This window comes from Serratia sp. PL7 (assembly GCF_945957435.1).
Genome location: NZ_CAMFLB010000001.1, coordinates 2,833,963 through 2,847,270 on the forward strand (window position 1 = coordinate 2,833,963; position 13,308 = coordinate 2,847,270).

The following is a 13,308-nucleotide window of genomic DNA, read 5'->3' on the forward strand; positions in this document are numbered from 1 at the left end:
ATCCCCTCCGCCGCTCAGGGCCGCAGGGAAGAAACATAAAATACAGGCAAAACCTGACACCCGGGATCGCTCCCGGGCGTCAGGTTTTTTCGTTTTCAGGATGCTGAAACACCGGGAAAAACCATGAAAATCGCTAAAATACTCAATAATAACGTGGTGATTACGCTGGACGACCGTCAGGAAGAGACGGTGGTGATGGGAAAAGGAATCGGCTTTAAAAAGAAGCCCGGCGATACGCTGGACGAAAGCCTGATCGAAAAGGTATTCACCCATAACGGCGGAGAAACCGCCGAGCGCTATAAAGAGCTGCTCGCCGAGATCCCATTAGCCTGCGTCACCACCGCCGACAAGATCATTACTCTCGCCCGCGAACGCCTGCCGGGCAAGTTGCATAACATCGTCTACATCACGCTGACCGATCACATCCACTTCGCCCTGCAGCGCCATGCGCAAGGGCTGGATATCAAAAATGCGTTGCTGTGGGAGATTAAAAAGCTCTATCCGGCCGAGTTCGCCGTCGGGCTGGAGGCGCTGGCCCTGATCGCCCAACGGCTGGACACCGCGTTGCCGGAGGACGAAGCCGGATTTATCGCCCTACACCTGGTCAACGCCCAGCTTAACGACGAGATGCACAACACGCTGCATATTACCCGCGTGATGCAAGAGATCCTCAACCTGGTCAAATACCATTTCCGCTTTGATTACAACGAGGAATCCCTGAGCTACCACCGTTTCGTCACCCATTTGAAATTCTTCGCCCAGCGCCTGCTGGGGAAAAACTACGTCGACAGCGACGACGACTCGCTCTATCAGGTGGTGAAAGAGAAGTACCGCGAGTCATTCGCCTGCGCCGGTAAGATCAACCGCCACATCGAAAAGCACTATCAGCATCAGCTCACCACGGAAGAGATGATGTTTCTGACCATTCATATCGAACGGGTGCGCAGCGAAAGCGAGGAAAAGCCGGCTTAACGGCGAGCGTCGGCTACCCGCACGCCGTACTGCGGAAACACCGCGTCGGCGGAGACCAGCGTCAGCCCTTCGGCCTGCGCCTGTGCGATCAGCATGCGATCGAAAGGATCCTGATGATAGGGCGGCAACTGCCCGGCCTGTTGGCAGTGAAAGGCGTCCATCGGCAGCGACAGAAAATCTTCGGCCTCGATGATCGCAAAGATATCTTCCGGCAGCGCCAGTTTGCCCAGCGCCTGCTTGATCGAGATCTCCCAAATGCTGGCCGCGCTGACGTACACCGCATTGCCCGGATCGGCGATCTGCCTTTTGGCGTTCGCGCCCAGGCAGGCGTCATCGATAAGCCACCACAGCAACGCGTGGGTATCCAGCAACAGGCGCTTCATGCATCGCCCTCAAACAACGCCGCAATGGCCGCATCCTCGGCGTTGAAATCCGCCGGCACGGTGAACTTGCCCTTGGCGGCGCCAGGGCGGCGCGCTTCCCCCTTGATGGCGACCAGCTGTACGTACGGCTTCCCTGCTTTTGCAATAATCACGGTTTCTCCCTCCGCGGCTCTGTCCGCCAACTGGCTCAGATTGGATTTGGCTTCGTGCATATTGGCCTGAATCGGCATACGCGTCCTCCTTAGCTAAGTTAGCTAAATCATAAAACGCCGTCCAGTTTTTGTACAGGGAAGGGTTTAAAGCGCGAGCAGCCTCGCGCTTTGCTGCAACGTTTAGCGCTGCTGTTGCGGCCACAGCCAGGCCGCACCGCGTACGCCGCTGGAGTCGCCGTGAACCGCCTTGCGGATCGGCGTTTCACACTCGCCGCCAAATACCCAACTTTTCACCCGCTGCGGCACCGTGCGGTACAGGCGATCCACGTTGCTCATGCCGCCACCGAGCACCACCACGTCCGGATCCAGCATGTTGATCACGTGCGCCAGCGATTTCGCCAGCCGCATTTCGTAGCGAACGATCGCCAGCTCCGCCAGCGCATCGCCCCGCTCGCTCAGCGCCATGATCTCGTGCCCTTGCAGCGCGTTGCCGCTCAGGCGCGCATAGTCGGTGGCGAAACCGGTGCCGGAAATAAAGGTTTCGATGCAGCCCGGCTTGCCGCAGTAACACGGCACGTCGCGAGCGTAACGCAGCTCATCGTCATCCTGCCACGGCAGCGGGTTGTGGCCCCACTCGCCGGCGATGCCATTGCCGCCGGAATGCGCCAGGCCGTTCAGCGCCACGCCGGCGCCGCAGCCGGTGCCGATAATGACCGCAAACACGGTTTGCGCGCCGGCACCGGCGCCGTCGGTGGCTTCCGACACCGCCAGGCAGTTGGCGTCGTTGGCGATACGCACCTCGCGCGCCAGCAGCGCCGACAGATCCTTGTCCAGCGGTTGGCCGTTGAGCCATACCGAGTTGGCGTTCTTCACCCGCCCGGTAAACGGCGACAGCGTGCCGGGAATGCCGATCCCGACCGATCCCAATTCGCCGGTATGATCTTCCGCCAGCTTCACCAGCCCGGCGATCGCCGCCAGGGTTTGCCCATAGTCATGGCGCGGCGTGGCGATGCGATGGCGAAACAGCTCCCGCCCGTCGTCCGCCAACGCAATCACTTCAATTTTCGTCCCACCCAAGTCGATGCCAATGCGCACGTATTTTTCTCCTCGATGCCACGTAGCGTTGCCACAGCCTAATGTAAGCGCGCAGATGAATCACCTGTTTCCCACCCTCCACCCCGCCCTTTCTCGGTGCGTAAAGCGACGCAATTCGGAGAGAATGGGGCGATTTTTCAGCGTCAATTCGTTATCATGCCGCCCTGCTTTTGACGAATCAGCGTGCCGAGCGCACGCCCAGCCAGGGATAACATTATGCTGTGGTTTAAGAATTTGATGGTTTACCGTTTGAGCCGCGAAGTGGCGTTAAACGCGGATGAAATGGAAAAACAACTCAGCGCGTTCGCCTTCACGCCGTGCGGCAGCCAGGACATGGCGAAGACTGGCTGGGTCTCCCCGATGGGCTCGCACAGCGATGCGCTGACGCACGCGGTCAACGGCCAGATCGTCATCTGCGCGCGCAAGGAAGAGAAAATCCTGCCGTCGCCGGTCATCAAGCAAGAGCTGCAGGCCAAGATTGAGCGCCTGGAGGCGGAACAACACCGCAAACTGAAGAAAACCGAGAAAGACGCGCTGAAGGACGAAGTGCTGCACAGCCTGCTGCCGCGCGCGTTCAGCCGCTTCAACCAGACCTTCATGTGGATCGACACCGTCAACGATCTGATCATGGTCGATGCCGCCAGTGCCAAACGCGCCGAAGATACGCTGGCGCTGCTGCGCAAGAGCCTCGGCTCGCTGCCGGTGGTGCCGCTGACGATGGAAAGCCCGATCGAACTGACGCTGACCGAATGGGTGCGTTCCGGCGAGATGCCGGCCGGCTTCGCCATTCAGGATGAAGCGGAATTGAAAGCGATTCTGGAAGAAGGCGGCGTGATCCGCTGCAAGAAACAGAATCTGATCAGTGACGAAATCGCGGTGCATATCGAAGCCGGCAAGCTGGTGACCAAGCTGGCGGTGGATTGGCAGGAGCGCATTCAGCTGATGCTGTCGGACGACGGCTCGCTCAAGCGCCTGAAGTTCGCCGACACGCTGCGCGAGCAGAACGACGACATCGATCGCGACGACTTCGCCCAGCGCTTTGACGCCGACTTTATCCTGATGACCAGCGAGCTGGCGGCGTTGATCAAAAACACCATCGAAGCGCTCGGCGGCGAAGCCCAGCGTTAATCCCGCCGCAGAAACGACCAGGGCCCAGCATCCGCTGAGCCCTGCGTTCCCCTAACGAGCAACGTTTATTTGCTCAGATAGCGGCACAGATAGGCGGTCGCGTCGGCCACCTGCAGGTTGAACTCGCTGTGCCCCGGCACGAAGAACTTCTCACCCGGCGTAAACACCTGCCAGTCCGGCGCCCCTGGCAGCAGCACTTTCAGCGCCCCGGTGATCACCGTCATTTCTTCCGGTTGCGCGGTGGAGAAGGTGTATTCGCCCTCTTCCATCACGCCCACGCTGGTAAGACCGATGCTGCTACTGTCAAAACCGATAGACTTCACTTTTCCGGCAAAATACTCATTCACTTTCAGCATAGACTGGCACCCGCGTAATCATCTTGATGGAAAATCCATATTGGGGGATTGCGGTTGATCTGTCACTGGTTTTTCGCGCGAAATGCGATCGCGGCGCAGAGTAAAACGCTGCCGGGCTTCTCACCGGCAGTCAGGGCTGCTGAACCCCGGGGAGATCCACGGGCGCAAAGCGCCTGAGACCGCGTCGAGCGGTAACTTTTCGCTATTTGAATCAGTCGACTAACTCTGCAGCCAGCTTGGCGACCAGTACGTTCGACAACAACACTGGCACCGACAGACGCGCCTGCAAAAAGGCGCGGTGACGCTGGTGATAACCGATGCAGTCTAGCACCACCACCTCCGCCCCCTGCCGCAGCAGTGCGCAAGCCGCCTGCTCCAGCGCGGCATCATCTGCCAGATAGGGGCTGGCGACGGCATAGCTCGGCGGCGTCGCCAGCTGCCGCCATTTACGCGCCTGCTGCTCAACCTGTTCCGCCATCGGCACCACGATGCCGACGCGGTGTGCGCCGACGATCGCGGAGATCAACGGCGGAATAATGCGATCCGGCTCCAGCAACAGCGCCTGTTCCGCCTGCAATTCGCCGAATTCGCCGGTGCACAGCAGCAGGATCACCTGGCACCCCGCCGCCTCCAACTCGCGGATCTTCTGCTGCAACCCGCTTTCAACGCGAGCGGCACAGAGCGTCACCTGCGTGCCGTCCAACAGGCGCGACACCAGCAGCTTATCGCCCTGTTGCGGCGCATAACGCTCGGCGATCTGCCCGGCATCCAGGCCGTCCAGCAAACCGACGTGCCTCACCCGCTCCGCCGGCAGATAAGCAGACAGCAGCGGCATGATATCGCTGCGCGGCGCCTGACCGAGGGTCAGCGTGGCGAATGAAGCCGTCATGGGTCTATCTCCTTTTTTGCAGGTGGCTCAGACTGCCGTACAGCGCCAGCAGCTGGCCGAATTCGGCAGCATCGTAGAACCGGCAAGTGCCGCGGCCAAATTCTTTGGCGACCTCCACCGCGAATTTGACCACCAGCGCGATGTCCGTTTCGTGGCTGGCGCCGGTGCCGCAGCCCGGCACCACCGATTCGCTGCAAATCGCCACGCCGACCACCGGCGCCGCAGTAGCGGTCGAGGGCTGCAGGATGCTGTTGAGGTGATGCACGCCGTTGCCATAAGGGGTGATATCCTGCGTGGTGATCGGGAAGGTCACCGCCGGGCGGCCGCTGGTCATCTCCATGATGCGCAGCAGATCTTCCGCCACCCGCAGGATGTAGCCCTCTTTCACCGTCGGCGACAGCGCATAGCCTTTGTGGTTGATGATGCGATTGCCCTTGGTGGTATCGATCGACAGGATGGCGTCAGCCTCCGGCACCACTTCATTATCGTTCATCGTCACGTCATCGATCGGCGAATCCATAAAATCGACCGGATCGTGCGGCCGGGTCGGCGCGTTCGGGCAAATATGAGTGGTGACGATCACATCGCCCGGCAGCGTGTCGCCCTTACGCTGCATCTCTGCCAGCTTCAGCGCGGCGGCAATGGCGGCGATCGCGCCGTCGCCGTCAGATACCAGCCCGATACGCGTCGGCCGCGCGCCGATGCCGCCCAGGCGGCCGATAATGCCCAGCGTCGGCGCCGCACCGCCAGCGAATTGGCCTGCGCTACCGGGGATCTCGATGCGCACGAAATCGGTACCGCCCTTCGGCCCGTCGGCGCGCAAGGTGCTGGCCCGGATCGCCGGGTAAGGCGCAAACAGATCGACGACGTCCTGGCCGCTGACGAATGCGCTATCAATCAATTCAAAAACCTGCAGCGTTTGTTGCAAACTCATGGTCGTTTTACCTCACCAATGTCATCGGCAGGGGCTATTTGCCCTTGCTGGAAAAAATCGAGCTGAAGAAGTTGTAGAGCGCGTCGCCGGCGATAAACCCGGCCGCCATGATCTCCATCGGCGTGCGGCCTCGATCGCCCCAACGGCGCAGGATCGCCACGCGCAGCGCGATACCCACCAGCACCGCCCACCCGGCCAAGGCGTTATTGATCAGCAGACCGGTTGCCAGCAACACGCCGAGCTGGCGCTTAGGGCCGCCGATCAGCTGTACCACGGCGCCGGGGATCGCCCAGATCAAAAGGCTCCAGGCGATACCCGGCTGCGCACCGGCCTCGATGGTCTTCGCGTAAACGCGCGCGACCGGCGGGATCAGGTCCTGCAGGAAATAGCTGTGATAAGAGAGGTAAACCACCGGAATGGCGATGAGGAAGGCAATCAGCGCCGCAAACAGCTGAATGCGGCGCCCCAGCAGCTCCTGCCGCAGATCCTCGCCGTAGCCACGCAGGATGAAGCCGGCTTTCAAATCAAAGCCCATGTCGGCGAAGGCCGGCCCGGTGGCGGCGGTAAAACCGGTCAGGATGCACAGCGCCAGCGGTGGGAAACCGATCAGGATACCGACGATCAGGGTGATCAACGCCACCGCGAACGCAGGAAACCAGCCGGAGTGCATGGCGGCGATACCGACGATCAGCTCATGAACGAAAGCGGCGAACGCCGCGTATATCACGAACAGCGCCAACATCGGCAGCGACATCTCGCTGAACAGCCCGCCGATCAGAGCCAAAAACGCGGCGATGGCGATGTAGCCGACCGCGCCCAGGCCGAGCGCTTTGCTTACCGCACTGTCCGGTTGGGTATAACCGGCGCTATCGGCGCGGCGGCTGCGGATCACCTGCGCAACCTGGATCAGCGCCACCAGGCCGGCGCCGACCATCACGCCATGCGGAATAAAATGGGCATTAATATCGAAATCGGCCACCGGATCGGCGTAAGCCCGCAACAATAACCCGACGCCAAACATGCTCAGCGCCCAGATATTGCCGATAAAGGCGGTGCCGAAGGCCGCCATGGGGATCTTGAGCATTGATCCGGCGATACCTACCCCTACGCCCACCACCAAAAGCCAGGCCTGCTTGCCGCCGCGATCGCCGGCTTTAATCGCTTCCGCGGCGGCGACGCCGGGCGGCCAGGCATTGGCGGCAGGGAACACTTTGGTATCGAACAGGCGATAAAGCAGATAGGCGTCAAGCAACATCGCCGCCGCCACGCCGCAGAACATCGGTAAAATAAGCTGCGGTTGCCCCATCACGTAAGGCACCGCAATCGGCATCAGCAGACAATTGGCCGCGCCGAAGGTGGCAGAGGAGATCACCGTCTGCGCCAGGTTCTGAGTGTGCACCGAGCGGTAGCGTTGGAACATTTTCAGCGGAATGCGTGCCAACAGCATGGCAATCAGCGCACCGATGATCGAGGTGTTGGGCGTCACGCCCAGCGTGGTGATCAGCTGAACGCCGATGATCGCCCCCACCACCGAAAGTAACGCCATGACCAACAGCGTGCCGGCCTCTTTTAGCGGATTATTTGATTTCATGCTTGGTTTCCCTGAATATTTCCTGCTGCGTGGCGGAAATAACGCCAAACGATAGCTCGCCGCGGCAGTTCCATTATTTGGAACTACCGGTGTCACAACGTGATTATTTTCTTATTCAGCCTGTCTATTTCTTACCAATAAAATACGGTGAAATATAATTAATGAGTTCCCTGGTGTCGGCGCTCGTTAATTATGATGCAACACGATAGCTCAGGCGCGTTATTTGATCTGCTGCCAATAATCATCGCCATATTTTTCCGCCAGTTGGCGGCTGACTGCGGTTAATTCGGCCAAGACTTCCGGTACAAACGGCTGCTCCTCGCCCTGCGAGGGGAAGGACAGGCACAACCCCACCGTCTCGCTGCCGTGCTTGTTCACCAGCGCGGTCGCCAGCGAACTGATGCTGTTCAAGGTTTCATTGCGCGCCAGCGACCATCCCTGACGCCTCACCTGCTGCAACGTCTGCAACAGCGCATCCAACGTTTGCGGCGCATTGGGCGAAGTCGCCCGGTAACCGCCGGCGTAACGCGCCCGAACCTGCTCGTCGCTTTCACGCGCCAGTATCGCCCGGCCGACCGAGGTTTCCGCCGCCGGCGAACGGTAACCCGCCGGGGTGACCACCTGCAAAAAGTGGCGGCCGGGAAACATGCGCATCACCATGATCTCCTGCCCTTCCAATATCGAAAGGTAGCCGGTACACGCTGTCTGGCGGCACAGCTGCGCCATACTGGCCGCCAGGTTGTCCACCAGCGGCATCGACAGATAGTGGCTGGATGCCGCCAGCAACAGCGCGCCGATGTGATAACGCCGGCTATCGGGATCGCGCTCCAGCATGCCCTGATTTTCCATGGTCTGCAGCAGGCGCGATACCGTGCTTTTCGGCAGCGCCAATTGCTCAACCACGTCGCTGAATGCAATACCCGGTTGGCCATGCATCACACGTTGTTGAGAAAAGAGTTTTAATACCGCAGCGGCATTTTCCAGCGTTGTCATGATCCGCCTTGTTCCACTATATGGAACTCAGTTCCTGTTTTATAATTAAAAACTAAAACCCGAACTCCGCAGCGTCAAGCTGTTTATTTTTTGTCAGCCGCAAAATAAAAGGCATTCGTGCTTTTCAAATGAAAATATTACGTAGAACGCCGACTTATCCGCGTCGAATAAAATAACGATACGCTCTGAAAATAATGAACAGCAGGACAAGCTGCTGAAAAATGATTTTCTCAGGAGGAGATATTGCCGCGGCTCAGAAACCCGCGCCGCGCAAACTGAAATCGATCGGCAACGTCAATTCCACCGTGCCGTTGACGTAGGCGTCCGCCGGCGGCGTGGGCAGCGGCGAAGCGCGTTTGACCAGCGCCTGGATTTCGCGATCCAGCGACGGCAACCCGGCGCTGCTGACCAGCGTCACCGCCAGCACATGGCCCTGCCTGTCCAACGTGAAACGCACCTGCCCGACGCCCTGGCGCTTTAGCCGCAATGCGTCTTTGGGGTAACGTTTAAAACGATTCAGGCGGCCGCTGATGCGGCTGCGCCAGTTGTCCACTCCCGCCTGAGCATAGGGCGTCAGGCGAGTTTGCGGCGCGGCCGTTTTATCCGCCCGGCCCGGCGGTGGCGCACCGACGCTTTGCTCCTGAACCTTCGGCGGCGCGATCGTTTTCTCCTGCGGCGGTGTGCGCGGCAGGGGGGGAGTCTTCACCGGCTTGGGCGGTTTTTTCTGCTTCGGCGGTACGGCGATGTTCGGCCGCACGGCTTCAGGCACCTTCACCGTCGGCAAGGGTTCCGGCGGCGACGGCGGTTCAACCTGAGGCGGCGGCGTCCTTTGCCCCGGCGGTTGTTTTACCTCAGCCGGGGCCTGCGGTGCGGCGGCCATCACCACCATGACCGCCGGCGGCGGCACCCACGCCGGCGCGGCCTGGTCCCGCCAGGGCCAGAACAGCGCCACAACCAGCAGGTGCAGTGCCAGCACCAGCACCAGGCAACGGCGCCAGGGCATGACGGCACCGGGTGCGGCGAAAGGCAGCGGCGAAACCGACATGCTCACTCTTCCGTCAGCGCCAGATGAAGGCGATCGGTCAGCGGTTTGAACAGGTAGTTCATCATCGAACGCTCGCCGGTGCGGATGAAGCCTTCGACCGGCATCCCCGGGCGGATCTCCAACCCGTTCAGGCGTTGCAGCCCCGCTTCGCTGACCTTGACGCGCACGCTGTAATAGGGCGCGCCGCTTTTCTCGTCGGTCAGGCGATCGGCCCCGACCAGCGTCACCTCGCCCTCGACGCGCGGCGTGGTGCTTTGGTTGAACGCCGAGAACAACAGTTCGACCGGCAGCCCTACCTGCACCTTGTCGATCAGTTCGACCGGGATACGCGCCTCCACCTGCAGCCCCCGATCGCTGGGCACGATCTCCATCAGTTGCTGACCGGCGCCGATCACGCCACCTTCGGTGAACACGCTCAGCCCCACCACGGTGCCCGCCACCGGCGCTTTCACCTGCGTATGACCCAGATCGGCCTCCGCCTTGGCCAGGCGGTTATCCAGTTCGTCCAGCTTCATCCGCACCTCGGCCAGCTGGCTACTGACCTCTTTCTGATACTCTTCCCGCCGCTGGATCGCCCGCAGCTTCAGCTCCAGTATTTGGCGGCCCAGGCGGCCGATATTGCCGGTGTCCTCGGACGCCTGGCCATCAATCTGCGCATACTGCCCTTCCAGATCCAGCAGCCGATTGCGCGCCACATACCCCTGCGCAGCCAGCTTGCGCATACCGCTCAGTTGCTCCTGCAACATGGCCTTTTGCCGTTGCTTGCTGGCGTAAGACTGACGGATCCCTTCCAGCATCGCCTGCGATCCGGCAATGCTCTCCGCGATCGCCGCCAGCTCACTCTGCAGCGCCGCTCGGCGGCTGGTGAACAGCTGCTGCTGCAGCAGCATCAACGACATCACCTCTGGCTCCTCCCGCCGCGCCTGCAGCAATGCCGGGAAAGCGATCGCCTGCAGGCCGTCGCGTTCGGCCTGCAGCCGCGCCCGCTGCGCGGCGTTGCTCAACTGCTGGCTGCGCAGCGCATCGCGCTGGGTGCGGCTGTCGACGGTATCCATCAGCAACAGCACCTGCCCGGCGCGAACCCGGTCGCCTTCATGCACTTGAATTTGCGACACTACGCCGCCGCTCGGGTGCTGCACCGCCTTACGGTTGCCGGCCACCACCACGCTGCCGGAAACCGGCACGCCTTTGTCCAGCGGCGCCAACAGCCCCCACAGCAGGAAGCCGCCAAACCCCAACAGCACCAGCCAGCCGCCGAGCCGCAGATGGCGCCCTTCGTCGAACTGTCGGGAAAGGGCGTCGATATCGCCGGGGATCACACTCTGATTGCTCATACTTTTCGTTCACCGCTGGCCGTTTTGGCAAAGTTGGCGTAGTTGACGTTGAAGCCGCCGCTGCTGCGGCCGACGTTGGCCGGTACGGCTGCAGGCGCAAAACCAGGCAGTTTCTTCAGGATGGCGTCGCTGGGGCCGAAGTGCTGCACCTGGCCGGCGGCCAGCACCAGCAATTTGTCGGTGGTCGCCAGGATCGCCGGTTTGTGGGTCACCAACACGATGGTGGTACCGCGCGCCTTCAACGCTTCGATCGCCCGCTGCAGCGCCTCTTCCCCTTCACGATCGAGGTTGGCATTCGGTTCGTCCAACACCACCAACGCCGGAGAGCCATACAGCGCGCGCGCCAGCGCCACCCGCTGACGCTGGCCGCCGGACAGGCCGCTGCCGCCCTCGCCCAGCTCGGTTTCATACCCTTTGGGCAAATGCAGGATCAATTGGTGCACGCCGGCCAGCGCGGCGGCGGCCACCACCTTCTCGGCGTCAACCTGGCCAAAGCGGGCGATGTTTTCCGTCAGGGTACCGGCGAACAGCTGGATATCCTGCGGCAAATAGCCGATATGCGGCCCCAGCTGCTGTTTATCCCACTGCCGGATATCCGCGCCGTCCAGCCGCACGTCGCCGCTGAGCGGCGTCAGCGCGCCGACCAGTTGGCGCATCAGCAACGTTTTGCCGGAGCCGGATGCGCCAATGACGCCCAGCACCTCGCCGGCCTCCAGACGAAAACTGACGCCGTGCAATACCGGTGCGCTCCCGCCGGGCGCGCTGGCGGCCAGCTGATTCACGGTCAATGTCCCGTTGGGCGCCGGCAGCGGCAGGCTCGCCGCCTGCGGCGGGTTGGCGGCCAGCATCACTTCCAGCCGCTGCAGAGACTGGCGCGCCGACAACCACTGCTTCCAGGCGCCGATCAGCTGATCGATCGGCCCCAGCACTCTGCCGATCAGGATCGATCCGGCGATCATCATGCCCGGCGTAATGTCGCCGTTGACCGCCAGCAGCGCGCCGCAGCCCAACATCAGCGACTGCAGCGCCAGCCGCACGGTTTTCGACCAGGCGGTGACGGCGGCGATTTTCTCGCTGGCGCGGTTCTGCAATAGCAGGAACTGCTGATGCTGCCGCAGCCAGCGCAGGCGCAAGTCGGTCAGCATCCCCATGGCGGCGATAGCTTCGGCATTACGCAGGTTGCCGTTGGCCTGCTGCGTGGCGCTCAGCGCGACCCGGCCGGCCTCCGCGAGCGGCGCCTGCGACACCCGCTGGTTGAGCCAGGCCAGCAGCACCAGCACTATCACTCCGGCGCTGGCCAACGCGCCAAGCCAGGGGTGGAGCAGAAACACCACCAGCAGATAAACCGGGAACCAGGGGGCATCGAAAAAGGCGAACAGCGCATTGCCGGTGGCAAATTGGCGCAGGTTGGTCAGATCGTTCAGCGCCTGCCCCGCCAGCGGGTTGCCGGTTTTCAGATTGGTTTCGAAGGCGGCGTCGTAGACCCGCTGATTCAGGCGCATATCCATCTGGGCGCCGAGGCGGATCACCACCTGGCTGCGCACCCACTCCAGCAGCCCCATAAACAGGTAAAGGCCGACCACCATCAGGGTCAGCATCGCCAGCGTCATGCGGTTACCCGACGGCAACACGCGATCGTAGACCTGCAGCATGTACAGCGCCGGTGCCAGCATCAACAGGTTGATCACCGCGGTAAACAGCGCGATGCCCCAAAATCCGCGCCGGTATGCGGCCAGCACGCTCATCACTTCTCCGCGCCTGACGGCGTTTTTCATGGCGTTTTCCATCGGCTAAAAACGAGAAAATGCCCGCCGGGGCGCACGGCGCCGGCGGGCAAACAGCCGCAATCAGGCCGCCAGCAGTTCCGGGCTGTCGGCGTGCTGCACGCCCACCGCCGTCGCCGCCGCCACCTGATCGAAGGTGGAATTGACGCTCAGGCCGTAGTCGTCGAGGATGCCGTTCAGCGCGGTTTCCAGCGCGCCGGTATCGCCGGACATCAGACCGTACACCACCTGGTGCACCACGCCATCGTGGCCCTGCGCCTGCAGGCTGCTGAGGTTCAGGCCGCCGAAGCTGACGTCAGGCACCTGAATGCTGTACGGCGATGTATCACCACCGCTCAAACCGTCGCCGAACGACAGGGAATCCAGCTGGCCGTACAGGGTATGCGCCGGTTCATTGAACAGCGTGTAGGTCAGGTTGCCACCCGCCACGACCGACGTGACATGGTTGTCCGTACTGGTCACGGCATATTGGCTACCAGACAACCGGCCGCCGTAGAAGCCACCGCTGTTGGAGTCGGTGACGTTACCGTTGGTATGGTTGATATCACCAAATGTCGAAGCCCATTGGCCCAGATAGTCATGAATGCTGTAACCGCCAAAGCTGCTGTCATAGTTAACTGAAAATGCCATTTCTCTATCTCCATTGATGAAC

General features: G+C 61.6%; 14 protein-coding genes. 2 read left to right on the top strand and 12 right to left on the bottom strand.

The window, feature by feature from the left end:
- The first annotated feature begins 123 nt into the window (after nucleotides 1–123).
- Nucleotides 124–972, top strand: a complete 849-nt coding sequence (gene licT, locus N6G83_RS13780; RefSeq protein ID WP_043135622.1) for a BglG family transcription antiterminator LicT — start codon at nucleotides 124–126, stop codon at nucleotides 970–972.
- On the opposite strand, the gene N6G83_RS13785 is transcribed toward licT, so the two are convergent.
- From N6G83_RS13785 to mak, 3 genes are all read right to left on the bottom strand, one after another.
- Entirely contained in the window at nucleotides 969–1,355 is a 387-nt protein-coding gene (locus N6G83_RS13785; protein WP_049206211.1) for a type II toxin-antitoxin system VapC family toxin, read from the bottom strand. The two genes, licT and N6G83_RS13785, sit on opposite strands and share 4 nt — an antisense overlap.
- The gene (locus tag N6G83_RS13790) at nucleotides 1,352–1,585 is read right to left on the bottom strand and encodes a type II toxin-antitoxin system Phd/YefM family antitoxin (protein WP_025301735.1); all 234 of its coding nucleotides are present in this window, start codon (nucleotides 1,583–1,585) and stop codon (nucleotides 1,352–1,354) included. Before N6G83_RS13790 ends, N6G83_RS13785 begins: the two co-directional genes overlap by 4 nt.
- A 102-nt stretch (nucleotides 1,586–1,687) precedes the next feature.
- Nucleotides 1,688–2,602, bottom strand: a complete 915-nt coding sequence (mak, locus tag N6G83_RS13795) for a fructokinase (RefSeq protein WP_260515511.1) — start codon at nucleotides 2,600–2,602, stop codon at nucleotides 1,688–1,690.
- A 216-nt stretch (nucleotides 2,603–2,818) separates the two neighbouring features.
- Here mak and rdgC point away from each other — a divergent pair, with 216 nt between their 5' ends.
- Nucleotides 2,819–3,730: a recombination-associated protein RdgC gene (gene rdgC, locus N6G83_RS13800; RefSeq protein WP_004940461.1), complete on the top strand. Its 912-nt coding sequence runs from the start codon at nucleotides 2,819–2,821 to the stop codon at nucleotides 3,728–3,730.
- Between the two features lie 65 nt (nucleotides 3,731–3,795).
- Here the strand turns inward: rdgC and ppnP are convergent, their stop codons facing one another.
- From ppnP to N6G83_RS13845, 9 genes are all read right to left on the bottom strand, one after another.
- Complete coding sequence (ppnP, locus tag N6G83_RS13805) at nucleotides 3,796–4,086, bottom strand: pyrimidine/purine nucleoside phosphorylase (protein WP_004940463.1); 291 nt, start codon at nucleotides 4,084–4,086, stop codon at nucleotides 3,796–3,798.
- Nucleotides 4,087–4,297: 211 nt separating this feature from the next.
- Entirely contained in the window at nucleotides 4,298–4,975 is a 678-nt protein-coding gene (locus tag N6G83_RS13810) for an AroM family protein (RefSeq protein ID WP_049206213.1), read from the bottom strand.
- Nucleotides 4,976–4,979: 4 nt separating this feature from the next.
- Nucleotides 4,980–5,909, bottom strand: a complete 930-nt coding sequence (locus tag N6G83_RS13815) for a DUF1177 domain-containing protein (RefSeq protein ID WP_025301732.1) — start codon at nucleotides 5,907–5,909, stop codon at nucleotides 4,980–4,982.
- Nucleotides 5,910–5,943: 34 nt separating this feature from the next.
- A complete protein-coding gene (locus tag N6G83_RS13820; RefSeq protein ID WP_025301731.1) occupies nucleotides 5,944–7,500 on the bottom strand; it encodes an OPT/YSL family transporter in 1,557 nt (518 codons plus the stop codon).
- Between the two features lie 219 nt (nucleotides 7,501–7,719).
- Nucleotides 7,720–8,493 carry an IclR family transcriptional regulator gene (locus N6G83_RS13825; RefSeq protein ID WP_025301730.1) on the bottom strand — a complete coding sequence of 258 codons (774 nt, stop codon included), beginning with the start codon at nucleotides 8,491–8,493 and terminating at the stop codon, nucleotides 7,720–7,722.
- Nucleotides 8,494–8,746: 253 nt separating this feature from the next.
- The gene (locus N6G83_RS13830; RefSeq protein ID WP_049209290.1) at nucleotides 8,747–9,538 is read right to left on the bottom strand and encodes an energy transducer TonB; all 792 of its coding nucleotides are present in this window, start codon (nucleotides 9,536–9,538) and stop codon (nucleotides 8,747–8,749) included.
- A 2-nt stretch (nucleotides 9,539–9,540) separates the two neighbouring features.
- Nucleotides 9,541–10,872, bottom strand: a complete 1,332-nt coding sequence (locus N6G83_RS13835) for an HlyD family type I secretion periplasmic adaptor subunit (RefSeq protein ID WP_025301728.1) — start codon at nucleotides 10,870–10,872, stop codon at nucleotides 9,541–9,543.
- Entirely contained in the window at nucleotides 10,869–12,647 is a 1,779-nt protein-coding gene (locus N6G83_RS13840) for a type I secretion system permease/ATPase (protein WP_308317652.1), read from the bottom strand. The genes N6G83_RS13835 and N6G83_RS13840 overlap by 4 nt, the downstream gene beginning before the upstream one ends.
- Before the next feature lie 72 nt (nucleotides 12,648–12,719).
- Nucleotides 12,720–13,286, bottom strand: coding sequence for a heme acquisition protein HasA (locus N6G83_RS13845; protein WP_025301726.1), 567 nt, complete (start codon nucleotides 13,284–13,286; stop codon nucleotides 12,720–12,722).
- Nucleotides 13,287–13,308: the final 22 nt, after the last annotated feature.

Excerpts from the sequence above, each read along its gene's own strand:
- licT (WP_043135622.1), top strand. The coding sequence starts at position 124 with ATGAAAATCGCTAAAATACTCAATAATAACGTGGTGATTACGCTGGAC.
- ppnP (WP_004940463.1), bottom strand. The coding sequence starts at position 4,086 with ATGCTGAAAGTGAATGAGTATTTTGCCGGAAAAGTGAAGTCTATCGGT.
- N6G83_RS13810 (WP_049206213.1), bottom strand. The coding sequence starts at position 4,975 with ATGACGGCTTCATTCGCCACGCTGACCCTCGGTCAGGCGCCGCGCAGC.
- N6G83_RS13825 (WP_025301730.1), bottom strand. The coding sequence starts at position 8,493 with ATGACAACGCTGGAAAATGCCGCTGCGGTATTAAAACTCTTTTCTCAA.
- rdgC (WP_004940461.1), top strand. The coding sequence starts at position 2,819 with ATGCTGTGGTTTAAGAATTTGATGGTTTACCGTTTGAGCCGCGAAGTG.
- N6G83_RS13830 (WP_049209290.1), bottom strand. The coding sequence starts at position 9,538 with ATGTCGGTTTCGCCGCTGCCTTTCGCCGCACCCGGTGCCGTCATGCCC.
- N6G83_RS13790 (WP_025301735.1), bottom strand. The coding sequence starts at position 1,585 with ATGCCGATTCAGGCCAATATGCACGAAGCCAAATCCAATCTGAGCCAG.
- N6G83_RS13815 (WP_025301732.1), bottom strand. The coding sequence starts at position 5,909 with ATGAGTTTGCAACAAACGCTGCAGGTTTTTGAATTGATTGATAGCGCA.
- N6G83_RS13845 (WP_025301726.1), bottom strand. The coding sequence starts at position 13,286 with ATGGCATTTTCAGTTAACTATGACAGCAGCTTTGGCGGTTACAGCATT.
- N6G83_RS13840 (WP_308317652.1), bottom strand. The coding sequence starts at position 12,647 with ATGAAAAACGCCGTCAGGCGCGGAGAAGTGATGAGCGTGCTGGCCGCA.
- N6G83_RS13785 (WP_049206211.1), bottom strand. The coding sequence starts at position 1,355 with ATGAAGCGCCTGTTGCTGGATACCCACGCGTTGCTGTGGTGGCTTATC.
- N6G83_RS13835 (WP_025301728.1), bottom strand. The coding sequence starts at position 10,872 with ATGAGCAATCAGAGTGTGATCCCCGGCGATATCGACGCCCTTTCCCGA.
- N6G83_RS13820 (WP_025301731.1), bottom strand. The coding sequence starts at position 7,500 with ATGAAATCAAATAATCCGCTAAAAGAGGCCGGCACGCTGTTGGTCATG.